This is a genomic window from Conexibacter sp. JCM 18997 (assembly GCF_055391915.1).
Window position 1 is genome coordinate 2,542,687 of record NZ_AP043885.1, and the last position, 22,322, is coordinate 2,565,008.

The 22,322-nt window shown below is 73.0% G+C and carries 22 protein-coding genes; 9 read left to right on the forward strand and 13 right to left on the reverse strand.

Going from position 1 to position 22,322, the window contains the following annotated elements; all coding sequences use genetic code 11:
* Window positions 1–67: 67 nt before the first annotated feature.
* Window positions 68–700 (forward strand): TetR/AcrR family transcriptional regulator, encoded by a 633-nt coding sequence (locus ACZ5UI_RS12910; RefSeq protein WP_464197593.1) that lies wholly within the window; start codon window positions 68–70, stop codon window positions 698–700.
* Here ACZ5UI_RS12910 and ACZ5UI_RS12915 read toward each other — a convergent pair.
* A complete protein-coding gene (locus ACZ5UI_RS12915; protein ID WP_464197594.1) occupies window positions 657–1,430 on the reverse strand; it encodes an enoyl-CoA hydratase/isomerase family protein in 774 nt (257 codons plus the stop codon). The two genes, ACZ5UI_RS12910 and ACZ5UI_RS12915, sit on opposite strands and share 44 nt — an antisense overlap.
* Before the next feature lie 32 nt (window positions 1,431–1,462).
* On the opposite strand from ACZ5UI_RS12915, the gene ACZ5UI_RS12920 reads away from it, so the two are divergent.
* On the forward strand, window positions 1,463–2,689 hold the full coding sequence (locus ACZ5UI_RS12920) for a M28 family metallopeptidase (protein WP_464197595.1): 1,227 nt from the start codon (window positions 1,463–1,465) through the stop codon (window positions 2,687–2,689).
* Here ACZ5UI_RS12920 and ACZ5UI_RS12925 read toward each other — a convergent pair.
* Window positions 2,632–4,077, reverse strand: a complete 1,446-nt coding sequence (locus ACZ5UI_RS12925; RefSeq protein ID WP_464197596.1) for an HD domain-containing protein — start codon at window positions 4,075–4,077, stop codon at window positions 2,632–2,634. The genes ACZ5UI_RS12920 and ACZ5UI_RS12925 overlap by 58 nt on opposite strands.
* Window positions 4,074–5,156, reverse strand: coding sequence for an alanine racemase (gene alr / locus ACZ5UI_RS12930; protein ID WP_464197597.1), 1,083 nt, complete (start codon window positions 5,154–5,156; stop codon window positions 4,074–4,076). Before alr ends, ACZ5UI_RS12925 begins: the two co-directional genes overlap by 4 nt.
* Before the next feature lie 59 nt (window positions 5,157–5,215).
* On the opposite strand from alr, the gene ACZ5UI_RS12935 reads away from it, so the two are divergent.
* The gene (locus ACZ5UI_RS12935; RefSeq protein WP_464197598.1) at window positions 5,216–5,869 is read left to right on the forward strand and encodes a YoaK family protein; all 654 of its coding nucleotides are present in this window, start codon (window positions 5,216–5,218) and stop codon (window positions 5,867–5,869) included.
* Here ACZ5UI_RS12935 and ACZ5UI_RS12940 read toward each other — a convergent pair.
* From ACZ5UI_RS12940 to rplM, 6 genes are read right to left on the reverse strand one after another with little or no spacing between them, the layout of a single operon-like run.
* Window positions 5,817–7,328: an NAD(P)H-hydrate dehydratase gene (locus ACZ5UI_RS12940; RefSeq protein WP_464197599.1), complete on the reverse strand. Its 1,512-nt coding sequence runs from the start codon at window positions 7,326–7,328 to the stop codon at window positions 5,817–5,819. The genes ACZ5UI_RS12935 and ACZ5UI_RS12940 overlap by 53 nt on opposite strands.
* Complete coding sequence (locus ACZ5UI_RS12945; RefSeq protein WP_464197600.1) at window positions 7,325–7,666, reverse strand: holo-ACP synthase; 342 nt, start codon at window positions 7,664–7,666, stop codon at window positions 7,325–7,327. The genes ACZ5UI_RS12940 and ACZ5UI_RS12945 overlap by 4 nt, the downstream gene beginning before the upstream one ends.
* Window positions 7,667–7,676: 10 nt before the next feature.
* On the reverse strand, window positions 7,677–9,533 hold the full coding sequence (gene glmS, locus ACZ5UI_RS12950; protein WP_464197601.1) for a glutamine--fructose-6-phosphate transaminase (isomerizing): 1,857 nt from the start codon (window positions 9,531–9,533) through the stop codon (window positions 7,677–7,679).
* A gap of 39 nt (window positions 9,534–9,572) precedes the next feature.
* Complete coding sequence (gene glmM / locus ACZ5UI_RS12955; protein WP_464197602.1) at window positions 9,573–10,880, reverse strand: phosphoglucosamine mutase; 1,308 nt, start codon at window positions 10,878–10,880, stop codon at window positions 9,573–9,575.
* Between the two features lie 8 nt (window positions 10,881–10,888).
* Window positions 10,889–11,647 (reverse strand): 30S ribosomal protein S9, encoded by a 759-nt coding sequence (gene rpsI, locus ACZ5UI_RS12960; RefSeq protein WP_464197603.1) that lies wholly within the window; start codon window positions 11,645–11,647, stop codon window positions 10,889–10,891.
* A 2-nt stretch (window positions 11,648–11,649) separates the two neighbouring features.
* On the reverse strand, window positions 11,650–12,084 hold the full coding sequence (gene rplM, locus ACZ5UI_RS12965) for a 50S ribosomal protein L13 (RefSeq protein WP_464197604.1): 435 nt from the start codon (window positions 12,082–12,084) through the stop codon (window positions 11,650–11,652).
* Between the two features lie 249 nt (window positions 12,085–12,333).
* On the opposite strand from rplM, the gene ACZ5UI_RS12970 reads away from it, so the two are divergent.
* Window positions 12,334–13,203 carry a M23 family metallopeptidase gene (locus ACZ5UI_RS12970; protein WP_464197605.1) on the forward strand — a complete coding sequence of 290 codons (870 nt, stop codon included), beginning with the start codon at window positions 12,334–12,336 and terminating at the stop codon, window positions 13,201–13,203.
* Here the strand turns inward: ACZ5UI_RS12970 and ACZ5UI_RS12975 are convergent.
* Window positions 13,184–13,891 carry a TetR/AcrR family transcriptional regulator gene (locus ACZ5UI_RS12975; protein WP_464197606.1) on the reverse strand — a complete coding sequence of 236 codons (708 nt, stop codon included), beginning with the start codon at window positions 13,889–13,891 and terminating at the stop codon, window positions 13,184–13,186. The two genes, ACZ5UI_RS12970 and ACZ5UI_RS12975, sit on opposite strands and share 20 nt — an antisense overlap.
* 55 nt (window positions 13,892–13,946) lie before the next feature.
* Here ACZ5UI_RS12975 and ACZ5UI_RS12980 point away from each other — a divergent pair, with 55 nt between their 5' ends.
* Complete coding sequence (locus ACZ5UI_RS12980) at window positions 13,947–15,428, forward strand: MFS transporter (protein ID WP_464197607.1); 1,482 nt, start codon at window positions 13,947–13,949, stop codon at window positions 15,426–15,428.
* Between the two features lie 136 nt (window positions 15,429–15,564).
* Here the strand turns inward: ACZ5UI_RS12980 and ACZ5UI_RS12985 are convergent, their stop codons facing one another.
* Entirely contained in the window at window positions 15,565–16,398 is an 834-nt protein-coding gene (locus ACZ5UI_RS12985) for a class I SAM-dependent methyltransferase (RefSeq protein WP_464197608.1), read from the reverse strand.
* Window positions 16,399–16,484: 86 nt separating this feature from the next.
* On the opposite strand from ACZ5UI_RS12985, the gene ACZ5UI_RS12990 reads away from it, so the two are divergent.
* From ACZ5UI_RS12990 to ACZ5UI_RS13005, 4 genes are all read left to right on the forward strand, one after another.
* Complete coding sequence (locus ACZ5UI_RS12990) at window positions 16,485–17,156, forward strand: winged helix-turn-helix transcriptional regulator (RefSeq protein WP_464197609.1); 672 nt, start codon at window positions 16,485–16,487, stop codon at window positions 17,154–17,156.
* Window positions 17,157–17,214: 58 nt separating this feature from the next.
* Complete coding sequence (locus ACZ5UI_RS12995) at window positions 17,215–17,601, forward strand: hypothetical protein (protein WP_464197610.1); 387 nt, start codon at window positions 17,215–17,217, stop codon at window positions 17,599–17,601.
* Window positions 17,602–17,683: 82 nt separating this feature from the next.
* Complete coding sequence (locus ACZ5UI_RS13000; protein ID WP_464197611.1) at window positions 17,684–18,979, forward strand: lamin tail domain-containing protein; 1,296 nt, start codon at window positions 17,684–17,686, stop codon at window positions 18,977–18,979.
* A 19-nt stretch (window positions 18,980–18,998) separates the two neighbouring features.
* Window positions 18,999–19,382 carry a DUF6281 family protein gene (locus tag ACZ5UI_RS13005; protein WP_464197612.1) on the forward strand — a complete coding sequence of 128 codons (384 nt, stop codon included), beginning with the start codon at window positions 18,999–19,001 and terminating at the stop codon, window positions 19,380–19,382.
* A gap of 6 nt (window positions 19,383–19,388) precedes the next feature.
* On the opposite strand, the gene guaA is transcribed toward ACZ5UI_RS13005, so the two are convergent.
* Window positions 19,389–20,876: a glutamine-hydrolyzing GMP synthase gene (gene guaA / locus ACZ5UI_RS13010; protein WP_464197820.1), complete on the reverse strand. Its 1,488-nt coding sequence runs from the start codon at window positions 20,874–20,876 to the stop codon at window positions 19,389–19,391.
* 131 nt (window positions 20,877–21,007) lie between these two features.
* Window positions 21,008–22,249, reverse strand: coding sequence for a GuaB3 family IMP dehydrogenase-related protein (locus tag ACZ5UI_RS13015; RefSeq protein ID WP_464197613.1), 1,242 nt, complete (start codon window positions 22,247–22,249; stop codon window positions 21,008–21,010).
* Between the last annotated feature and the right edge of the window lie 73 nt (window positions 22,250–22,322).

Sequence of the window (22,322 nt, forward strand, 5' to 3'; positions counted from 1 at the left end):
CCTCGACAAACTGTACGAACGGTCGTACTATTAGTTGCTCATGGCGGACCTGTCAAGCTGCGATTCGATGACGACCACCGATGGACGCGTGCTGCGCGGCGAGCAGACGCGCCGCGCGATCCTGCAGCGGGCCGCGCAGATCGCCACCGTCGAGGGCCTCGAAGGGCTGTCGATCGGACGGCTGGCCACGGAGCTCCAGGTGTCCAAGAGTGGCGTCTTCGCGCACTTCGGTTCCAAGGAGGAGCTGCAGCTGGCCACGATCGAGCGCGCCCGCGAGGTGTTCATCAACGAGGTGATCGCCCCGGCCCGCGAGCTGCGCGGCGTGGATCGCCTGTGGGCGATGTGCGAGAACCGCCTGGCCTACCAGCGCGCCCGCATCTTCCCGGGCGGCTGCTTCTTCTACTCGGTGGAGATGGAGTTCGCCGGCCGCCCCGGCCGCGTGCACGACGCGATCGCCGCGGAGAAGGAGCAGTGGTCCCAGCTGCTGGAGCACACGATCGAGCGCGCCCGCGAGGCGGGCGAGCTGGCCGCCGACGTGGACACCGGCCAGCTGGCGTTCGAGCTCGATGCGTTCGTCGGCGCGGCCAACGCGGCCGCGCTGATGGGCGAGGGCGAGGCGGTCTTCGAGCGCGCGGAGACCGCGATGCGCGCCCGGCTCAACGCCCTTCGAACGTCGCCTTCCCCGGCCCCCGGTCGATGAACGAGCGCACCGCGTTCCGCAGGTCGTCGGTGGCGAACAGCTCGCCCGACAGCTTGGGCACCGCGTAGTCGGCGCGCAGCACGCCGCCGTCCAGGTAGGCGCGCACGAGCTGCTTGGTCACGTTGTGGGCCAGCGTCGGACCCTCGGCCAGCCCGCGCGCGAAGCCCCGCGCGGCGGCCTGGAAGCCCTCGTCGGGCAGCACGCGGTTGACGACGTTCCACTGCGCCAGCGTGGTGGCGGAGAACAGCTCGCCGGTCATCACCAGCTCGCGCGCCCGCGCCGGGCCGGCGCGCTCGGCCAGCCGCTGCGTGCCGCCCATCGACGGGGTCAGCCCCACGACGCGCTCGACCAGGCCGAACTTGGCCGACTCGGCGGCGATCAGCAGGTCGCAGGCCAGCGAGACCTCGAACGCCGCGGTCAGCGTCAGCGCGTGCGCCGCGAACACGGTCGGGCAGGGCAGCTGCTCGATGCGGTGGATGACGGCCAGCAGCTGCGACCACAGCCGCGCGGCGTCCTGCGCGTCGAGGCCGTCGAACACGTTGCCGACGTCGACGCCGCCCGAGACGACCTTGCCCTCGGCGCAGATGAGCAGGCCCCGAGGCGGGTTGGCCGACAGCTCGTCGATGCGCGTCGCGAGGTCGCCCATCAGGTCGCGATCGAACAGGTTCAGCGGCGGGTGGTCGATCGTCAGGATGGCCAGCGGGCCGTCGTGCTCCAGGCGCAGGGACATGGACGCGAGGCTATACATTGGGCGCGCTGCGCATGGATCCGGACCGTGACCTGATCGAGACGGCCATCCGCCACCTGGCGGCGATCGAGCGCGGCTCGGCCTCGCCGGGCGAGCGCGAGGCGGCCGAGTGGATCGCGCAACGCCTGCGCGAGGAGGGCCTGGCCCCCGAGCTGACCGACCATCCCGCCCACGGCGGCTACTGGTGGCCGCTGGGCGTGGCCACGGCGGCGGCCGGCGTCGCCGGTCTGCTGGGGGCCAACCGCCGCGGGCTGGCCGCGCTGGTCGGCGCCGCCGGTGCGGCCGCCGTGTGGGACGACCTGGTCATCTGGAGGCACTGGACGCGCCGCCTGGCCGGCCGGCGCAAGCGCACCTGGAACGTCGTGGCCGAGGCCGGGGACCGCGACGCCCAGCGCACGCTCGTCGTCGTCGCCCATCACGACGCCGCGCACTCCGGCGCGATCTTCGACCCGCAGGTGCCCGACGCGATCGACCGCGTCGCACCGTGGGTGTTCCAGAAGCTCGACACCTCGCCGCCGCTGATGTGGCTGGTCTTCGGCGGGCCCGTGCTGGTGGCCGCCGGCGGCGTGACCGGCTCGCGGCGCGCGCGGATCCTGGGCACGCTGATCTCCCTGGGCAGTGCCGCCGCGTTCGCCGACATCGGCGCGCGCCAGGTCGTGCCCGGGGCCAACGACAACCTGACCGGCGTGGCCACCGTCCTGGCCGTGGCCCGCCTGCTGCGCGAGCGCCCGGTCGAGGGCCTGCGCGTCCTGCTCGTCTCCACCGGCAGCGAGGAGTCCTTCGAGGAGGGCATGCAGGGCTTCGCGCGCGAGTGGTGGCCGAAGCTGCCGCGCGAGACGACGCAGGTGCTGGTCATCGACACCGTCGGCTCACCCGAGCTGACGCTGCCCGAGCGCGAGGGCATGCTCCGCTTCTACCGCTACGACTCAGAGCTCAAGGACACCGTCGAAGCGGCGGCCCGGGGCGTCGGGGTCACGCTGCGCCGCGGCCTGAAGTTCAGCTTCGGCTCCGACGCGCTGATCGGCGTGCGCGACGGCTACCGGACCGCGCTGATGGGCTCGGTCAACCATCGCAAGGAGCCGGCCAACTACCACTGGCCCAGCGACCACGCCGACAACGTGGTCTACGAGACGGTCGTCGACGCGGCCCGCGCGGTCGAGGCGACCGTGCGCGTGCTGGCCGCTCAGGCCTCCGACGGCGAGGCGTCCAGCAGCGCGCGCGCCGCGGCCAGCGCTTCCTGACGGTCGCCGATCTCGCCGGCGAAGCGCGCCTCGGCCAGGGCGGCCAGCAGCTCCCCGAGCCGCGGTCCGGGATCGATCCCCAGCTCACGGGCCAGCTCGTCGCCGCGCAGCAGGGGCGCGGGCCGGGTGCCTCCCGCGCGCCAGTCCAGCGCGTCAGCGAGCATCAGGCGGGCCAGCGCGACGTGCTTGGCGATCGCCTCGTCGGCCTTGCGCCCGCGGGTGGCCAGGCGGTCGGCGGTGGACAGCAGCGTCACGTCGACCTCGACCGGGTCCGTGGTGACCAGATAGCGGTAGACGGCGCGGCGGGGCAGCACGCCCAGCTCGTCGCGTTCGTGGACCAGGAAGCCGAGCTTCAGGTGGAAGCGGGTGAGCGCGGCCACGTGCGCGCGCAGCGCCTCGCTGGTCTTCAGGCGTCCGAACAGCTCCCGCACCAGCGCGGCGCCCTCCACGTCGTGGCGGGGAAAGCCGAGCGTCTCGCCGTCCGGGCCGACGGCGCGCGTGTGCGGCTTGGCCGCATCGTGCAGCAGCGCCCCCAAGCGCAGGCCGTGGGCGCGGGTCAGGCCGTCGGCCAGCGGCTCGGCCAGCAGCGCTCGCACCTCGTCGGCCCGCTCGGGACCGAACGTGGCCGCCGGATCGGCTTCGATGGCCAGCGCCTCGTCGAGGACCTCGAGCGTGTGCCCGAGCACGTCGGCGTGGTGGTAGCGGTTCTGCTCGACCCCGGCCAGCGCGTCCAGCTCGGGCAGCGCGTGCGCGGTCAGGCCGAGCTGGTCCATCAGCGCCAGGCCGGCCCGGATGCGCGGCGCGGCGATGATCCGCTTGAGCTCGGCGAAGATGCGCTCGCCGGCGACACCGTCCAGGCCGCGCGCGTGCTCGGCGGTCAGCCGCGCGGTCTGCGGATCGACCGTCATGTCCAGCTCGCAGGCGAAGCGGGCGACGCGCAGCGTGCGCAGCGGGTCGTCGCGCAGCACCTGCTCGGAGACCGCGCGCACGACGCGCGCCTCCAGGTCGGCGCGCCCGCCGGTGGGATCGATCAGCTCGCCCCCGGCCACCGGCCGGGCCATCGCGTTGATCGTCAGGTCGCGGAAGTGCAGGTCGACGTCGATCGATCCGCCCCGCAGCCCGCTGATGTCGACCTGCCAGGCGTGCGCGGGCCCGACCACCCGCCAGGTCCGAAACGGCCCCGAGAGCTCGAAGCGCGCGGCGCCTGGTCCGGCGGCCGCGGCCACCGCGGCGGCGGCCGCGCGCACGTCGCCGTCCAGCGCGACGTCGACGTCGGAGACCACGCCCGCGCGCCCGAGCAGCTCGTCGCGCAGGGCGCCACCGACGACCCATGCGGCTTGATCGCCCAGCGCGGCGGCGACGATGTCCAGCGGTCCGGCCCCGCTCACGCGGTGGCTCCCACGTACGTGCGCTGCGTGCGGGGCAGCAGGCCGGCGGTGATCTCGTAGTTGATGGTGCCCAGCCGCTCGGCCAGCTCCTCGGCCGTGAGGCCGCCGCCGATCAGCAGCGCCTCGTCGCCAGGGCGCACGTCGGAGTCCAGGCCGACGTCGACGGTGATGTTGTCCATCGACACGCTGCCGACCACCGGGTAGCGGTGCCCGCGGATGACCACCTCGGCGTTGTTGGAGAACCCGCGCCGCCAGCCGTCGCCGTAGCCGATCGGCAGCGTGGCCACGCGCGTGGGCTCCTCGGCGATGAAGCGGCGGCCGTAGCCCACGCTGTCGCCGGGCTGGGCGTCCTTCAGCGCGGCCACGTAGGACCGCAGCTGCAGCGCCGGGCGCAACCGCTCGGCCGGCGCGCTCTCGCCGAAGGGGTCCAGGCCGTAGATCGCGATGCCGCAGCGCACCAGGTCGAAGTGGCTGTCGGGGTCGCGCAGCGTCGCGGCGCTGTTGGCCGCGTGCAGCAGCAGGCCGGGATCGCGCTCCCGGTGCGGGAGCGCCCAGTCGCGGAAGCGGCGCAGCTGCTCGCCGAAGAACCGATCGTCGCGTTCGTCGGCGGTGGCGAAGTGCGTCCACAGGCCGACACAGCGCTCGCCCAGCGCGGCGACGACCTCGTCGGCCTGCCGCGGGTCGCGCGTGCCCAGGCGGCCCATGCCGGTGTCGAGCTTGACGTGCACGCGCGCGGGGCGGTTGCCCAGCATGCGCAGCCAGCGTGCGCTCCAGGCGCCGAAGTCGGCGTCGGCGGCGATCGCGCGCTCCAGCTCGGTCTGGTCCAGCGCGCCCATGGCCAGGATGCGCGGCGCGGTGATGCCCGCTTCGCGCAGCGCGAGCGCCTCGGCGCCGGTCACCACGGCCAGCCAGGTCGCACCGCCGGCCAGCGCGGCGCGGGCGCTGGCGATCGCCCCGTGGCCGTACCCGTCGGCCTTGACGACCGCGCACAGCTGCACGCCGGGCGCGAGGTCGTCGCGCAGGCGCGCGACGTTGGCCTGGATGGCGTCGAGGTCGACGAGCGCTTCGGCGCGCGGCACCAGCGCGCTACTTCCCGGCGCTGACCGGGTCCCGCTGCATAATTCCGGCGCGGACCGTCATGAGCGCCAGAGCCTACATCCACGTGCGGCTCGTGGCCCTCGCCGCGGCCGCCGGCTGCGTCGACGCGGCCAGCTTCCTCGGCCTCGATCAGGTCTTCACCGCCAACCAGACCGGCAACACCGTGCTGCTGGGGATCGCCCTGGGCGAGGGCGACGGCGCGGCGATCGCCCGCACCGGCGTGTCGGTGGCCGGGTTCCTGATCGGCGTGATGCTGGCCGGGCTCGTCGTCCGCGAGCTGGCGCCCGGTTGGCACGTGCGCATCAGCGCGCTGCTCGTGGCCGAGGCGCTGCTGCTGGTGGTCATCGCGGCGCTGTGGGGCCCGCTGGGCACGATCGCGCTGATCGCGCTCGTGTCGCTGGCCATGGGCCTGCAGAGCGCGGTGGGGATCCAGATCGGCGTGCCGGGCGTCTCGACGACGTTCGTCAGCGGCACGATGACCCGCATGGGCATGCAGTTCGTCCGGCGCCGGGGCACCGCGGTCGAATCGGCGCCGCCGCTGACCTGGCTGGCCTATCTGGGCGGCGCGGTGGCCGGCGGGGCGCTCAGCCGGTGGACGAGCGGCTCCGTGACGATCCTGGTGGGCGCGGCGATCCTCGTGGTCAGCGCGCTGCCCGTGCGCGCGGTAGCGCCGCGATCACATCCGACGCGATGACGCCTTCGGCGGCGCCGACGTCCAGCGCGGCCTGACGCCCGGCCCGCCGGTGCAGCTCGACCCCGGCGCACGCGGCCAGGAACGGATCGTCGACGACGGCCAGCGCGGCGGCGATCACGCCCGACAGGACGTCGCCCGTGCCCGCGGTGGCCAGCGCGCCCGCGCCGCCGGGACTGACCGCGACGCGGCCCTCGGGCTCGGCCACGATCGTGTCGTCGCCCTTGAGCACCACGATCGCGCCGGAGCGGCGGGCGGCGTCGCGGGCGTGATGCAGGCGCCGGCGGCCGATCTCGGCGGACTCGACCTCCAGCAGGCGGCCCAGCTCGCCCGCGTGGGGCGTGATCACCGTCGGCGCGGTGCGCGCGGCCAGCCGCTCGAGCTCGCCCGCGTGGGCGTTGAGGCCGTCGGCGTCGAGCACCAGCGCCACCGCGGCCTGGGCGGCCAGCGTGCGGGCCAGCGCGACCGCCCCGTCGGTCCGCCCGAAGCCGGGCCCGACGATCAGCGCCCCGCCCCGCTTGTGGGCCTCGGCCAGCACCGCGCCGGCGCCCGCGACGGTCAGCGTGCCGTCGTCGTCGGGCAGCGGGATCGACATCACCTCGGTCAGGCGGATCTCGAAGACGAGGTTCAGCGAGCGGGGCACGCACGCGGTCACGTAGCCCGCGCCGGCTCGCATCGCCGCCTGGGCCGACATCGACGGCGCACCCGACAGGCCGATCGAGCCGCCGCAGACCAGCACGTGGCCGGACGAGAACTTGGTCGAGTCCGGGAGCCGCCGGGGCAGGAGCTCGGTCGCCGCGGGGGCGATCAGCCCGGCCGACGGCACGACCGGCGCCTCCTCCGGGATCCCGATCTCGATGACCGTGACGTCGCCCGCGTAGGTCTTGCCCGGCGCGACCCACAGGCCGATCTTCGGTCCGTGGAAGGTCGCGGTGGCCACGGCGCGCACGGCGGGTCCCTCGACCTCGCCGGTCGACGCGTCCACGCCGGAGGGCACGTCGCAGGCGACCACCGACACGGGCGGGTCGGCCAGCGCGCGCACCGCCTCCCCCACGACGCCCCGGACCGCCCCGCTGAAGCCGGTGCCCAGCAGCGCGTCGACGATCACCGCCGCGCCGTCCAGACACCCGGGGTCCCAGGCGGCCACGGGAATCGTCAGACGGCGCAGGTTCTCGGCCGCGTCGCCCGACACCTTCTCGGGGTCCCCGGCCAGGACGACGCGCACGTCGCGCCCCGCGTCGTGCAGGATGCGCGCGGCCGCGAACCCGTCGCCGCCGTTGTTGCCAATCCCGCAGAGGACCACCACGAGCCCCTCGGGCGCCACGCCGGCGGTCACCGCGGCCAGGCCGGCGGCGGCCCGCTCCATCAGCTCCAGCGAGGGCACCCGGCGCTCCTCGATCGCCCAGCGATCGCTCTCGCGCATCTCCGGCGCCGCGTAGAGCGGCCGCAGCGCCTCGGTCATCGGATCAGGGCGACGGCGCCGGCCATGGCGCCCGTGTGGGTCAGGGAGACGTCCACGTCGACGCCCAGGGACTCCAGCGCGCCGCGCAGGCGCACGTGCGGGCCGTCGTCGCCGCTGACCACCTCGATGTCCTGCCAGCTCCACGCGGTCAACCGCAGCGCCTTGGCCACCGCCTCCTTGGCGCAGAAGCGGGCGGCCAGGTGCTGCGCGGGCCGGGTCCGGGCGGCGGCGTAGGCCCGCTCGCCCTCGGTGAACAGGCGGTCGGCCAGGCGCGGCCGGCGCGCGAGCGCGCGCTCCAGCCGATCGATCTCCAGCAGGTCCAGGCCGACGGCGGACACGCGGGAGCCGCTACTCGACGGTGACCGTCTTGGCCAGGTTGCGCGGCTGGTCGACGTTCAGCCCGCGTCGCTTGGCGATGCCGTAGGCCAGCAGCTGCAGCGGGATCACCGCGAGGATCGGCTGGAGCATCCAGTCGGTGCGCGGGATGGCCAGCGTCGACTCGGCGTGGCTGGCCATCTGCTCGTTGCCCGCGGTGGTGATGGCGATCACGTGCGCACCGCGCGCCCGGACCTCCTCCATGTTGGAGATCACCTTGTCGAGCACGGGCGAGTCGGTGGCCACGCAGACCACCGGCGTCATCTCGTCCAGCAGCGCGATCGGCCCGTGCTTCATCTCGCCCGCCGCGTAGGCGTCGGTGGAGATGTAGGAGATCTCCTTGAGCTTCAGCGCGCCCTCGTGGGCCACGGCCAGCCCGGCGTGGCGGCCCAGGTACAGGAAGAAGTTCGCCTGCCACCAGCGCTCGGCCAGCGCGTCGACCGGCTCGCTGAGCGTCTCCATCAGCTCCGTGACCAGGCTGGGCAGGTGCTTGACCTCCGGCACCAGCTCGCCCAGGCGCTCCGGGGTCAGCGTGCCGCGCAGCTCGGCCAGGCGCAGCGCCAGCAGGAGCATCACCGCGACCTGGCAGGTGAAGGTCTTCGTGGCGGCCACGCCGATCTCCAGCCCGGCGCGCGTGTAGAGCACGCCGTCGGCGTCGCGCGTGGCCTGCGAGCCGCGCACGTTGGTCACGGCCAGCACGGTGGCGCCGCGCTCACGGGCCAGCCGCATGGCGGCCAGCGTGTCGGCCGTCTCGCCCGACTGCGTGATCCCGATGACCAGGTCGCCGGGACCAACGATCGGGTCGCGATAGCGGTACTCGGAGGCGATCTCCACGTCGACGGGCACCCGCGCCCAGGCCTCGACGGCGTAGCGGCCGATCAGGCCGGCGTGGAAGGACGTGCCGCAGGCCACCACCACGATGCGCTTGGTGTCGGCCAGGAGCGCCTCGTCGAGGGCGTCCTCCTCGTCGAGGTCCACCCCGTCGCCGCGCGCGGTGCGGTCGAAGATCGTGTCGGCCAGCGCGTCGGCCTGCTCCCACATCTCCTTGAGCATGAACGTCTCGTAGCCGCCCTTCTCGGCGGTCTCCTCGTCCCAGTCGACGTGCACGACCTCGCGCTCGATCGGCGAGCCGTCCTCGGGGCGGATCAGCTCGACGCCCTCCGGGCGCAGGACCACGAGCTCGCCGTTCTCGACGTACTGGACCTCGCGCGTGTAGGCCATGAACGCCGGCACGGCCGAGGCGACGAACTGCTCGCCGTCGCCGCGCCCCACGATCAGCGGGCACTCCTTGCGCACGCCGACGAGCGTGTCGGGGTCGTCCAGCGACATCGCCACGAAGGCGAAGTGCCCTTCGAGGTCGGCGTAGGCGCGGCGCACGGCCTCGGGCAGGTTGCCGTCGACCAGGTACGTCGCGGTCAGGTGGGCGATCACCTCGGCGTCGGTCTCGGAGGTGAACACCGCCCCGCCCTCGATCAGGCGGTCCTTGAGGGTCATGTAGTTCTCGACGATCCCGTTGACCACCACGTGCACGTGGTGGCGGGTGTCGAAGTGCGGATGGGCGTTCTGCTCGGACACGCGGCCGTGCGTGGCCCAGCGCGTGTGGCCGATCCCGATCGTCGCGGGCTGCGTGGCCACGGCGACGTTCCCGGCGGCGTGCATCGCGTCGTCGAGGTGGCTCAGGTTGCCGACCGCGCGCACGGACTCGATCTCGCCACCGGAGATGACGGAGATCCCGGCCGAGTCATAGCCCCGGTACTCCAGCTTGCGCAGCCCCTGCAGCAGGATCTCTTGAACCTGGCGACTGCCGACGTATCCCACGATCCCGCACATGGCCAGGGATGGTAGGGCGTGACCCGGCCTGCGCCGGGGCTACGCCGCGTCCGTGACGACGGCCACGAGGCGCTCGCACACCGCGTCGGCCTCTTCGGCCGACGGGGCCTCGACCATCACGCGGACCAGCGGCTCGGTCCCGCTGGGGCGCAGCAGCACGCGGCCGCGGCCGGCCAGCGCGTCGGTCTCGCGGGCGGTCGCCTCGGTCACCGCGGGCGCGGCCATCGTGGCGTCGCGATCGGTCACGCGGACGTTGACCAGGCGCTGGGGCAGCTTCTCCATCACGCCGCGGTCGGCCAGGTCGCCGTCGCCCAGCGCCTCGAGCGTGAGCAGCGCGCTGGCGATGCCGTCGCCCGACGGGCAGAAGGCCATGTCGATGATGTGGCCCGACTGCTCGCCGCCCAGGCGCCAGTCGCGGGCGCGCAGCTCGGCCAGCACGTAGCGGTCGCCGACGCTGGTGGTGGCGATCTCGACGCCCGCGGCGTTCATCGCCGCGTGGAAGCCGTAGTTCGTCATCACGGTGATCGCCACGCCGGGCACCTGCAGATGCAGCGCGGCCAGCGCGACGAGCTCGTCGCCGTCGACCACGGTCCCGGTGCGATCGACCGCCAGCAGGCGGTCGCCGTCGCCGTCGAAGGCGAAGCCGACGTCGTGGGGATGTTGGGCGATGTAGGCGCCCAGCACCTCGACATGGGTCGAGCCGCAGCCGTCGTTGATGTTGCGCCCGTCGGGATCGGCGGCCAGCGTCGTGACCTCGGCGCCCAGCCGGCGGAAGATCTCCGGGGCCACGGCGAACGTGGACCCGTTGGCGCAGTCCAGCAGGATCCGCCGGCCGCTCAGGTCCAGCGAGCCGAACCGGGTGAGCAGCTCGCGCAGGTAGTCCTCCTGCGTGCCCAGCAGGTCCTGCACGCGGCCGACGCGGTCGGGCGTGGCGATCGGGCCCTCCAGGGCCTGCTCGATCTCCAGCTCGGCGTCGTCGGACAGCTTGAAGCCGTCCGGGCCGAAGAACTTGATGCCGTTGTCGGCGAACGGGTTGTGCGAGGCGCTGATCACCGCGGCCAGGTCGAACCCGTAGCGGCGCACGAGCAGCGGCGCGGCCGGCGTGGGCAGCACGCCGCCCAGGTGGGCGTCGCCGCCCGCGGCGGTGATGCCGGCGGCCAGCGCCGCCTGGAGCATCTCGCCCGACTCGCGGGTGTCGCGAATCAGCAGCACGCGCGGGGGCGTGCCGTCGGCCCGGGCGGGCAGGCCGGCCGTCGCCGCTCGCCCCAGGGACAGGGCGAGGTCGGCGGTCAGAACGGACCCGACCTCGCCACGAACACCGTCCGTGCCGAAGAGCTTGCGAGCCACAGGGCTCGCTAGCGCTTGGAGAACTGCGGCTTCTTGCGGGCCTTCTTGAGGCCGGCCTTCTTGCGCTCCTTGGCGCGCGAGTCACGCGTCAGGAAGCCGCGGCGCTTGAGCTCGCCACGCAGGTTCGGGTCGGCCTCGAGCAGCGCGCGGGAGACGCCGTGGCGCAGCGCGCCGGCCTGAGCCGAGACGCCGCCGCCGGTCATCGTCGCGATGACGTCCATGCGGTCGTCGTACCCGACGGCCTCCAGCGGCTGGCGGATGTTGCGCTGCAGCGTGGCGCGCGGGAAGAACTCGTTGAGCGTCTTGCCGTTGATCGTGTACGCGCCGGTTCCGGGCTTGAGGATCACGCGGGCGATGGCCGTCTTGCGCTTGCCGGTCGCGGTGTAGCGCGCGCTGGCGCCCAGGTCGATGGTCGCGGCGACCGGCTGGTCGTCGAGATCCTCCTCGGCCTCGGCGGCGAGACGCGCGGCCTCTTCCTCCTCGGCCTCCTCGCGCGTCAGCGGATCGACGCCCTCGGGGACGATGTCGACCTCGAGGTCCATGCCCGGAATCGCGGGCTTGACGCGGGGAGCGGGCTCCTCGTCGTCGTCCTCTTCGGCGGCGGCGGGGGCCTCGGCGACCGGCTCCTCGGCGGGAGCGTCGGCGACCGGCTCCTCGACCTCGGCGGCGGCGACCTCGGTCGCCTCGTCAGCCTCGGCGGCCGGGGTCTCCTCGACGGCGGGAGTCTCCTCGACCTGCTCGTCCTGCGGGGTGGCGTCGTCGGCCATGCCTACGAAATCTCCATGGGTTGCGGCTTCTGGGCGACGTGCGGATGCTCCGGGCCGGCGTAGATCTTCAGCTTCGTGATCTGCTTGCGGGCCAGGCGGTTGCGCGGAAGCATCCCCTTGACCGCGAGCCGGATGACGTCCTCAGGACGACGCTCGATCATCTCTTCGAACGTGCGGCTCTTGAGACCGCCCGGGTAGCCGGAGTGGCGGTAGTAGCGCTTCTCGGTGCGCTTGTTGCCCGTCACCTGAATCTTCTCGGCGTTGATGACCACGACGAAGTCACCCGTGTCGCAGTGCGGGGTGTACTCGGGCTTGCGCTTGCCGCGCAGGGCATCGGCGATCTGGGTGGCGAGACGGCCGAGCGTCTGGCCGTTCGCGTCGACGACGAGCCAATTGCGCTCGGCGGTAGCGGGGGTGGCAACAAAGGTCTTGGTCATGGCAGCGTGAGGGCCGCGTCAGGGCGCGGCCGGGGACAGAGGATAGGCAATCCTGAATTCAGCGCGATTCCTGCGTGTGCGCCGAGCGGGCGTATATGGTGCCACATCCTCCGACGTGGCCGATTTGACGACGTGAGAAACCCGCGAAACGCGAGGTTCTGGGCCATTCCCACCGGGTTGGCCGCCCTCGCTGCCCTCGTCGCCGCACCCGCGGTGGCGACCGCCCCTCCCGCGACCGGAGGCGCGGCGATGCCCGCACCCAAGACGTCGTCGACGACGACCGCCGCGTCGACCACGGCGGCGGTGACCGAGCAGCCGCTGACCACCCCGACGATCTCCCCCGTCGTGGCCAACCAACGGGCGACGCCCGGCCTGGCCGCCGCCGTCGTGGCCCGGACCGTGTACTACGCGGGCGCCACGCCGGCCACGCTGAACGTCACCAACACCGGCACGGCCCCCGTCGCGCTCAACGTCGCGCTGGTGCGGGCCAGCGACAGCAGCGTCGTGCGGCGCTGGACCACCCTCCCGGTCGCCCCGGCCGCCACGCAGGCGATCGTCTGGGACGGCATCGTCGGCAAGGGCGTGCCCGCCAAGACCGCCCGCTTCCAGTTCCAGGTGTGGACCGCCCCGCCCGCCGGCAGCGCGATCGCCGCGCAGCTCTCACCCACGCCCGTCCTGGCCGACACGGTCGAGCTGCGGCCGTTCGCCTATCCGCTGGCCGGCAAGCACGACTACGGGATCGGCGGCAACGGCCGGTTCGGCACCGGCCGCAGCGGCCACGCCCACCAGGGCCAGGACGTCTTCACCGCCTGCGACACGCCGGTGCTGGCCGCCCGCGGCGGCACCGTGCAGTTCAAGGAGTTCCACGCGGCCGCCGGCAACTACGTCGTGATCGACGGCGACGGCACCGCCCAGGACACCGCCTACATGCACCTGCGCGATCCCGCGCTGCCCGCCAAGGGCGAGCACGTGGGCACCGGCCAGCTGATCGGCTACGCCGGCGACACGGGCGACGCGACCGAGTGCCATCTGCACTTCGAGATCTGGGACGCCCCGGGCTGGTACGAAGGCGGGCAGCCGATCGACCCGCTGCCGTTCCTCAAGAGCTGGGACGGCTGACCATCGCCTGCAGGCCGGAGATCATCATCTCCAGGCCGAACGCGAACCGCTCCTCACCGTCGCCGGTGAACAGCTCGTCGACGGTCGCGGCGATGTTCGGGAACCGCTCCAGCGGGAGCGAGCGGAAGTACTGCTCGATCTCGCGGTAGTGCGCCTCCTCGACGCCCTCGGAGGCGAACAGGCTCTGCTCGTAGGCGTCGGCGGTGACGAACTTGAACAGGTTGTCGGTCGCCCACGAGCACTGCTGCGCCGAGAGGCCGCCGGCCAGGAGGATCGCGATCAGGCGGTCGGTGAAGGCCAGCGCGTTGGGCCCGCTGGGGATGCTCCCGATGGCCACCGAGGCGATGCCGCGGTGGGCGGTCATCGCCAGCCACACGTTCGTCATGGCCTCGCGCACCTGCTCGGTCCAGCGCGCCGGATCCGGCGGCTCGGGCAGCGGCACCTCGCCGGTGACGCGGTCGAAGACCAGCGTGGTGAGCTCGTCCTTGTTGCCCACGTGCTGGTAGAGCGACGCGGCGCCCGTGTCGAGCGCCTGGGCCACGCGGCGCATCGAGAGCGCGTCGATCCCCTCGCGGTCGAGCAGCACCAGCGCCGCATCGACGATCGCGTCGCGCGTGAGCTGGCGCTTGGGGGCGGCGCGGGGCGCCTTGTGCCAGGGGGGCGGCGGGAGCGGATCCTCAGAGGTCACGGTTCGAACACTGTACTTGACACGAACATCGTTCGCGTGTAGAACGGCGTTCGTCATGTCGAACACCGTTTCCGAATCCGCTCCGTACCGCTGGCGCTGGGTCGTCCTGGGCATCGTCCTGGCCGCCGAGATCATGGACCTGCTGGACGCGACGATCTCGTCGATCGCCGCGCCGTCGATCGTCCGCGACATCGGCGGTGGCGACACCACGATGCAGTGGCTCGCGGCGGCCTACACGCTCGCCTTCGCCGTCGGCCTGATCACCGGCGGCCGCCTGGGCGACATCTACGGGCGCAAGCGCATCTTCATCCTCGGCGCGATCGGCTTCACCGCGATGTCGGGACTGTGCGCGGCCGCCTGGTCGCCCGGCTCCCTGATCGCGTTCCGGGCCCTGCAGGGCGGCTTCGGCGCGCTGATGATCCCCCAGGGTCTGGGCATGATCAAGACGCAGTTCCCGCCCAAGGAGATGGCCACCGCGTTCGGCCTGTGGGGCCCGATCATGGCGCTCTCCTCGGTGGGCGGACCGATCCTCGGCGGCTTCCTGATCGACACCGACCTGGCCGGCCTGGGCTGGCGCGTCGTCTTCCTGATCAACGTCCCGGTCGGCATCGTCGCGGTCCTGGCCGCCGTGCGCTTCATGCGCGAGTCGCGTTCCCCGCAGAAGGTCACGCTCGACCTCGTGGGCATGGGCATCGTCAGCGTCGGCATGTTCGCGCTGCTGTTCCCGCTCGTGGAGGGCCGCGAGCGCGGCTGGCCGGCCTGGATGTTCGTGCTGATGGCCGCGGCGGTCGTGGTCCTGGCCGGGTTCATCGCCTACGAGCGCCGGCTGGAGCGGGCCGATCGGTCGCCGCTCGTCGTGACCAGCCTGTTCCGCAAGCCGGCGTTCTCCGGCGGCCTGCTCGTCGGCCTCGCCCTGTTCTCGGGCATGACCGGCCTGCTGTTCTGCGTGACGCTGTTCCTGCAGTTCGGTCGCGGGTTCGATCCGACCGCCACCGGCCTGGCCCTGATCCCGCTGTCGATCGGCCTGACCATCGGCGCCGGGCTGGCCGGCGCCGTGCTGACGGCGAAGTTCGGCCGGGCGACGATGTTCGCGGGCCTGCTCATCATGGCCGCCGGCGTGCTGGGCATCCAGCTCGCGCTGCACGACGGCGGCGACACGGTCAGCGCCTGGGCGCTGGCCCCCGGCCTGGCCGTCTTCGGCTGGGGCCTGGGCATGATGTTCGGACCGTTCTTCGACATCGTCCTGGCCGGCGTCGAGGACCACGAGGTCGGCTCGGCCTCGGGCACGCTGAACGCGGTCCAGCAGCTCGGCGGCTCGATCGGGGTCGCCGTGCTGGGCACCGTGTTCTTCTCGGTGGCCGACGACCGGGTGGCCGACGGCGCCGCCGCGGCCTTCCACGCGGCGATCGGCTCGGTGTTCTGGATCGAGCTCGGCCTGATCGCGTTGACCTTCACGCTCGCCTTCCTGCTGCCCAAGCGGGCCCGCGAGGAGGGGTTCGAGGCCGACGTCGCCGACGCCGGGGCGGTGCCGGCGTAGGCGACGCCCCGGAATGGGCGGCGAATAGGACGCCGGGCAGGCGCGCCGCGACCGTCAGGACCGCCACCGCGCCGGCCGAGCCGGTCTCCTGTTCCCCCCCCATTCTCGGACAGGCGCCAGCCCTGGTTGAGAGGTTCTACCGAACGCGCACCGTGCAGACGACGAACTCGCTGTCGATGTGCAGGGAGCCGTCGTCGGCTCGGTTCAGGCGGGTGTACAGCGCGCGCAGGTCGTCCTCCAGGGGCTGCCAGCGGCCCTCGGCCTCGAGCTTCTCGCGGGCCCGCTTGGTCGGGCCGTAGTTCTCCTCGAAGAACGTCATGTAGGCCTCGATCGAGGGGAACACGAACGGGTTCAGGCCGTAGCTCAGCGACACCTCGCCGGCGTCGGCGAACAGCTCGTGCAGGTGGTCGTCCGAGCCCCACACGGGCGGCGTGGTGACCCACTCGGGCGGCGGCGGCAGGTGGCGGCTCATCGTCGCGAACAGCTGCCCGATCAGGCCGCCGGGCGTCCAGTTGACGAGCACGATCGTGCCGCCCGGACGGGTCACGCGCAGCAGCTCGTCGGCGACGACGCGGCTGCGCGGCGCGAACTGGACCCCGAAGATCGAGGTGACGACGTCGAACGCGTCGTCGGCGAAGGGCAGCGCCTCGGCGTCGCCCTCCAGCCACTCGATCTCCAGGCCGGCCGCGGCGGCGCGCTCGCGGGCCACGTCGAGCAGGTCGGGCACGAGGTCGAGCCCGGTGACCGTCGCGCCGGCCCGGGCGGCGTCGAGCGCCAGGTTGCCGCTGCCGGTCGCGACGTCGAGCAGCCGGGCGCCGGCGACGCCGACCTGGGCCAACGCGGCGGCGGGCGGGACGGCGGCGATGTGCTCGGCCACCGCGGGGTAGTCGCCGTCGGCCCAGGTGGCCCGATGCTGGGCCTTCAGCGCGTCGACGGCGGGGGTGGAGGTCGTGGTAGTCGATTGGGACATGGGGTGACGATCCCGCCGTTTTGAACGCGGATCGAGTCCAGGAATTGGACTTCCCACGCCCGGCCCGGAGTGGGACCATCGCGGGCATGGCCCAGTACGGCGACTACTGCCCGCTGTCGCGCGCAGCGGAGATCTTCGCGACCCGCTGGACGCCGCTGATCGTGCGCAACCTGCAGATGGGCTGCACCACCTACAGCGCGATCCATGCCGGGGTGCCCGGCATCTCGCGCACGCTGCTCAGCCAGCGGCTGCGCATGCTCGAGCACCACGGCATCGTCGAGCGCCCGGACGGCACGCGGCAGTACGCGCTGACCGAGGCCGGCCGCGAGCTGGGCGTGGTGTGCGACGCGCTGGGCCGCTGGGGCGAGCTGTGGATCGAGCTGGCCCCCGAGCAGTTCGACGCGTCCAAGGTGCTGTGGGCGCTGAGCGTGAAGATCGACGAGGCGACGCTGCCCGCGGAGCGGCACGTGCTGCGCTTCGACGTCGCGGCGCCCCTGCGCGAGCACTTCTGGCTCGTGCTGGACCGGCCCACCGTCGAGGTCTGCCGCCGGCCGGTGGGCGACCGCGACGACCTCGTCGTGCGCGTCCAGCACGCCGAGACGCTCGTGCGCTGGCACACCGGCGACGTGACCCTCGGCCAGGCGATGCACGCCGGCCAGATCGAGGTCGACGGACCACGCTGGCTGGAGCGGCTGTTCGCGTCCTGGGGCGGCACGGTGACCTACCCCCAGGTCGCAGGCATCAGCGGGCCGGTCTGAAGCTGGACGAACGGACGAGCGCGAGCGCGCCCCAACCCTCGCTACCGTCGCCAAGACGATGCGTCGCCTCGCCCCTCTCGCCGTGCTGGCCTTGCTGACGTTGCTGGCCGTGTGGACCGCCAGCCCGGCGCAGGCGTCGTGCATCGCGTCGGTGCGCTGGCAGTCGACGTACTACCTGACCGCGCCGAGCACGCTGGCCGTCCCCCACGTCGCCAAGGGCAAGGCGCTGCGCGGCGGCGAGATCCCGCCCTGCAACGACACGGTGGTCAACGGCGTCCCGGCCGACGAGCCCGCCACGCCGGTGACGCTGCGCCGGGCCCGCAACGTCGACGCGCGCGTGGCCGTCCTCTACCGCGGGCAGCTGTACATCACGGTGGCCTGCAACGACCAGCTGGCCGAGACGCTCCCCGTGCCGACGCGCCTGCCCGCCCGCTGCGGCCTGTAGCGCCCCAGGAACCGCGCGCTCGGCGTTGAACGACGTCCTGCAGACCGCACCTCCGCGGCTGCCGATGGGTTCGTACGCACCGATGCTCCGCCGTCTCCTCCCCATTCTCGTCCTGCTCGCGATGGCCACCGTGCTGTCGGCCAGCGCGCGCGCCGCGACCGGCCCGTGCGTGCCCGGCACGACCACGCCGCGCTGCACGTTCTGGGGCGGGACGGTGACGTCGGTCAGCGACGGCGACACGATGCGCGTGCGTCTGACCGGCGGGCCCGAGGTGATCGTCCGCGTGACCGGCATCAACGCGATGGAGCTGACGGACTACAACACCCGCCAGCGCGCCGGCGCCTGCCACGGCGTCGACGCGGCTGACCGCACGTCGGCGCTGGTCAAGGCGGCCAAGGGACGCGTCCGCCTGAGCGCGATCGACCCCAGCTCGCACTCGCGCAACCGCGAGCGCCGCTCGGTCGAGCTGCTGATCGGCCGCCGCTGGGTCGACCTGGGCCGCACGTTGCTGTCCGAGGGCCTGGCGCTGTGGCTTCCGCCGACCAAGGAATGGGCCTGGAACGCGCGCTACTCGACGATCGTCGAGGACGCCGCCGCCCGCCGCGTCGGCCTGTGGGACGCCTCGGCCTGCGGCGACGGGCCCAACGAGGGCCAGCCGATCAAGCTATGGGCCAACTGGGACGGCGACGGTCCCGACGACTACCTGTTCGGCCCGAACAGCGAGTGGGTGCGGATCAAGAACCTCGACGCGGTGAACCCGCTGCCGCTGGCCGGCTGGTGGCTGCGCGACGCGGATCTGCCCAAGCAGCTCGAGCGCCGCCAGTACGTCTTCGGCCGCGACGCGGTGGTCCCGCCGGGCGGCACGATGACCGTCTACCTGGGCCCGGGCGTCAACACCGACACGACGCGCTTCTGGGGCCTGAACGTGCCGCTGCTGGACAACGTCGACCGCGACAAGGAAGCGGGCGACGGCGCCTACCTGTTCGACCCCGACGGCGACCTGCGCGCCTACATGATGTACCCGTGCCGGGTGAACTGCGGCGACCCCAACCAGGGCGCGCTGCAGCTGGCGGTCAAGACCACCGGCGGCCAGTACGTCGAGGTGCGCAACATCTCCATCCACCCGGTCGGCCTGGAGGACTACCGGCTCTCGATGGAGAAGCCCAACCACGTCTACACGTTCGCGCCGGACACGACCCTGCAGCCGGGTGAGACGCTGCGCATCGCCGTCGAGCGCGACCCCGACGAGGATCAGCCGCTGCTGCGCGGCTGGGGTCAGGGCACGCCGATCTTCCCGCGGGCGGGTGGCGCCATCCGCCTGAGCAGCTACCGCGACGTCGTGCTGGCCTGCGTGCCCTGGGGTGACGGCAGCTGCTGACGCCCGGTACGGTCGGCGCATGCTCCGGATCGTCGTTCTCGCTGCGTTGGTCCTCGGCGCGACGTTGAGCGTCGCCTCGCCCGCCCAGGCCATCTGCGCCAAGGCGGTGGAGTGGCACGGCGCCACCTACCTGGCCGTCCCCTCCACGGTCACCGCACCGGCCGCCGGGCGGCGCCTGACCGGCGGACAGGTGCCCGTCTGCCAGGACGTCATCGGCGACGACCCGCCGCCCGAGGTGGCCGGTCGGCCGATCGCCCTGTTCCGTGTTCGCGGGGTGTCGACGGGCATCGCCGTGCGCACTCGCGGCGGCCTCTACGTCAGCCCGGGCTGCCTGGCCAAGCTCAGCCGCGGCCGCGCCGGACGGCCGGGCCGCGTCAACCTCGTCGCCCGCTGCGGCGCGTAGGCCGCGCTACTCCCACTCGATCGTGCCGGGCGGCTTGCTCGTGATGTCGAGCACGACCCGGTTGACCTCGCGCAGCTCGTTGATCATGCGTGAGGCGATCTGCTCGAGCAGGTCGTAGGGCAGCCGCGCCCAGTCGGCGGTCATCGCGTCGTCGCTGGTCACGGCGCGGATCACCACGACGTAGCCGTACGTGCGCTCGTCGCCCTGCACGCCGACCGTGCGCACGTCGGGCAGCACGCAGAAGGACTGCCACAGCTCGCGGTACAGGCCGGCCTTGCGGATCTCGTCCTGGAGGATCGCGTCGGCGTCGCGCAGGACGTCCAGGCGCGCCTTGGTCGCCTCGCCGCCGACCACGCGGATGGCCAGGCCCGGGCCCGGGAAGGGCTGGCGCCAGACCAGGCGCTCGGGCAGGCCCAGCTCGGCGCCGACGGCGCGCACCTCGTCCTTGAACAGCGCCCGCAGCGGCTCGATCAGCTCGAACTCGAGGTCCTCGGGCAGGCCGCCGACGTTGTGGTGGGACTTGATCGTCGCGGCGCCGGTCCCGCCGCCGGACTCGATCACGTCGGAGTACAGCGTCCCCTGCACGAGGAACTTGGCCCCCTGCAGCTTGGTCGCCTCCTCCTCGAAGACGCGGATGAACTCGGCGCCGATCACCTTGCGCTTGGCCTCGGGCTCGGTGACGCCCTTGAGCTTGGCCAGGAAGCGCTCCTCCGCGTCGACCGGCACGAGCGGCACCTTGAAGTAGTCGCGGAAGGCGGAGATGACCTGCTCGCCCTCCCCCTTGCGCATCAGCCCGTGGTCGACGAAGACACACGTGAGCTGGTCGCCGATCGCCCGGTGCACGAGCAGCGCGGCGACGCTGGAGTCCACGCCACCCGACAGGCCGCAGATGACGCGGCCGTCGCCGACCTGCGCGCGGATGCGCTCGATCTGCTCCTCGACGATGTTCGCCGCCGACCAGGTCGTCTCGCAGCCGCAGATGTCGACCAGGAAGGTCGTCAGCACCTGCTGCCCGTAGGGCGTGTGCACGACCTCGGGATGGAACTGGATGCCGTAGATGCCGCGCTCGACGTTCTCCAGCGCGGCCACCGGCGACGCCGTCGACGAGGCCAGCGCCGTGAACCCGGGCGGGGGCGCGAAGACCGTGTCGCGATGCGACATCCAGCAGGTCTGCTCGTTGGGCGTGCCGGCCAGCAGGCGGCCCTGCTCGCGCACGGTCAGGTCGCTGCGGCCGAACTCGCCGACCTCGGCGCCCTCGACCGTGCCGCCCAGCTCGCGGGCGATCAGCTGCATGCCGTAACAGATGCCCAGCACGGGAATGCCGAGCTCGAGCAGCTCCTTCTCCAGGCGCGGCGCGCCGTCGGCGTACACCGAGGCGGGCCCGCCGCTGAGGATCAGGCCCTTCGGCTTGCGCTTGCGCACCTCCTCCAGACCGACGTGGTGGGGCAGCAGCTCGGAGTAGACGCCGCACTCGCGCACGCGACGAGCGATCAGCTGCGAGTACTGCCCACCGAAGTCGAGGACGACGACCTCGTCGACCGCGCGCGGGGCCTCGACGTCGAGCGTCGACTCGTCGACGAGCTCGGTCGCGGCCGTCGCGGCGGTGACGACGTGGTCGGGATGCGTCACGCCTCCTGCAGTTCCTTCTCGGCCACCACGCCGTTGGAGCCGTTGGGCGCGTGGGCGGCGACGCTGGCGCCCTTGGCGCCCATGCCGACGCCCTGCGCCGTCTGCAGCGCCTTGCCCTCGGTCTGCAGCGACGGCGCGATCATCAGCTCGGCCCGGTTGAACTCCGCGATGTCGCGGTAGCCGGTCGTGGCCATCGACGTGCGCAGCGCGCCCATCAGGTTGAACGTGCCGTCGTTCTCGCGGGCGGGGCCGGTGAGGATGTCCTGGATCGACCCGTTCTGCACGGTCTGCACGCGCGCGCCCCGCGGAAGCGTGGCGTGGAACGTGGCCATGCCCCAGTGGTAGCCGTGACCGGGCGCCTCGTAGGCGCGGGCCAGCGGCGAGCCGACCATGACGGCGTCGGCGCCGCAGGCGATCGCCTTGGCCACGTCACCGCCGGTGCGCATCCCGCCGTCGGCGATGACCTGGCAGTACTCGCCGGTCTCGAGCATGTGCTGCGAGCGGGCGGCCGCGACGTCGGCGATCGCCGTCGCCTGCGGGACGCCGATGCCCAGCACGCCACGCGTGGTGCACGCCGCGCCGGGGCCCACGCCGACGAGCACGCCGGCCGCGCCGGTGCGCATCAGGTGCAGGCCCGTGTGGTAGCTGGCGCAACCGCCCACGACGACGGGCACCGGCACCTCGCGGCAGAACTCCTTGAGGTTCAGCGGCGGGCGCGACTCGTCCTGGGAGACGTGCTCGGCCGAGACCACGGTGCCCTGGACGACGAGGATGTCCAGGCCGGCGTCGAGGGCCAGCTCGAAGTGCTCGCGCACCTTCTGCGGCGTCAGCGACGCGGCGGCGACGACGCCCATGTCCTTGATCTCGCGGATGCGCTGCGCGATCAGCTCCGGGATCAGCGGCGCCTGGTAGATCGCCTGCATCTCGCGCGTGGCGACGTCCTTGGGCAGGCCGGCGATGCGCTCGAGCTGCTCGTCGGCGTCCTCGTAGCGGCACCAGATGCCCTCGAGGTTGAGCACGGCCAGACCACCGAGCTTCCCGATGATCCCCGCCGTCTGCGGCGAGACCACCCCGTCCATGGCGGAGGCCAGCAGCGGCAGCTCGAAGCGGTAGTCACCGAGCTTCCAGGTGATGTCGACATCGTCGGGATCCCGGGTCCGGCGAGACGGGACGATCGCGATGTCGTCGAATCCGTAGGCGCGGCGGGCCTTCTTCCCGCGACCGATCTCTACTTCCATTTGGACGATCCTCAACTTCCCAGGGCGGACGGCGGCTGGGATTCACACTACCAACGGATCAGGCGGATCCTTC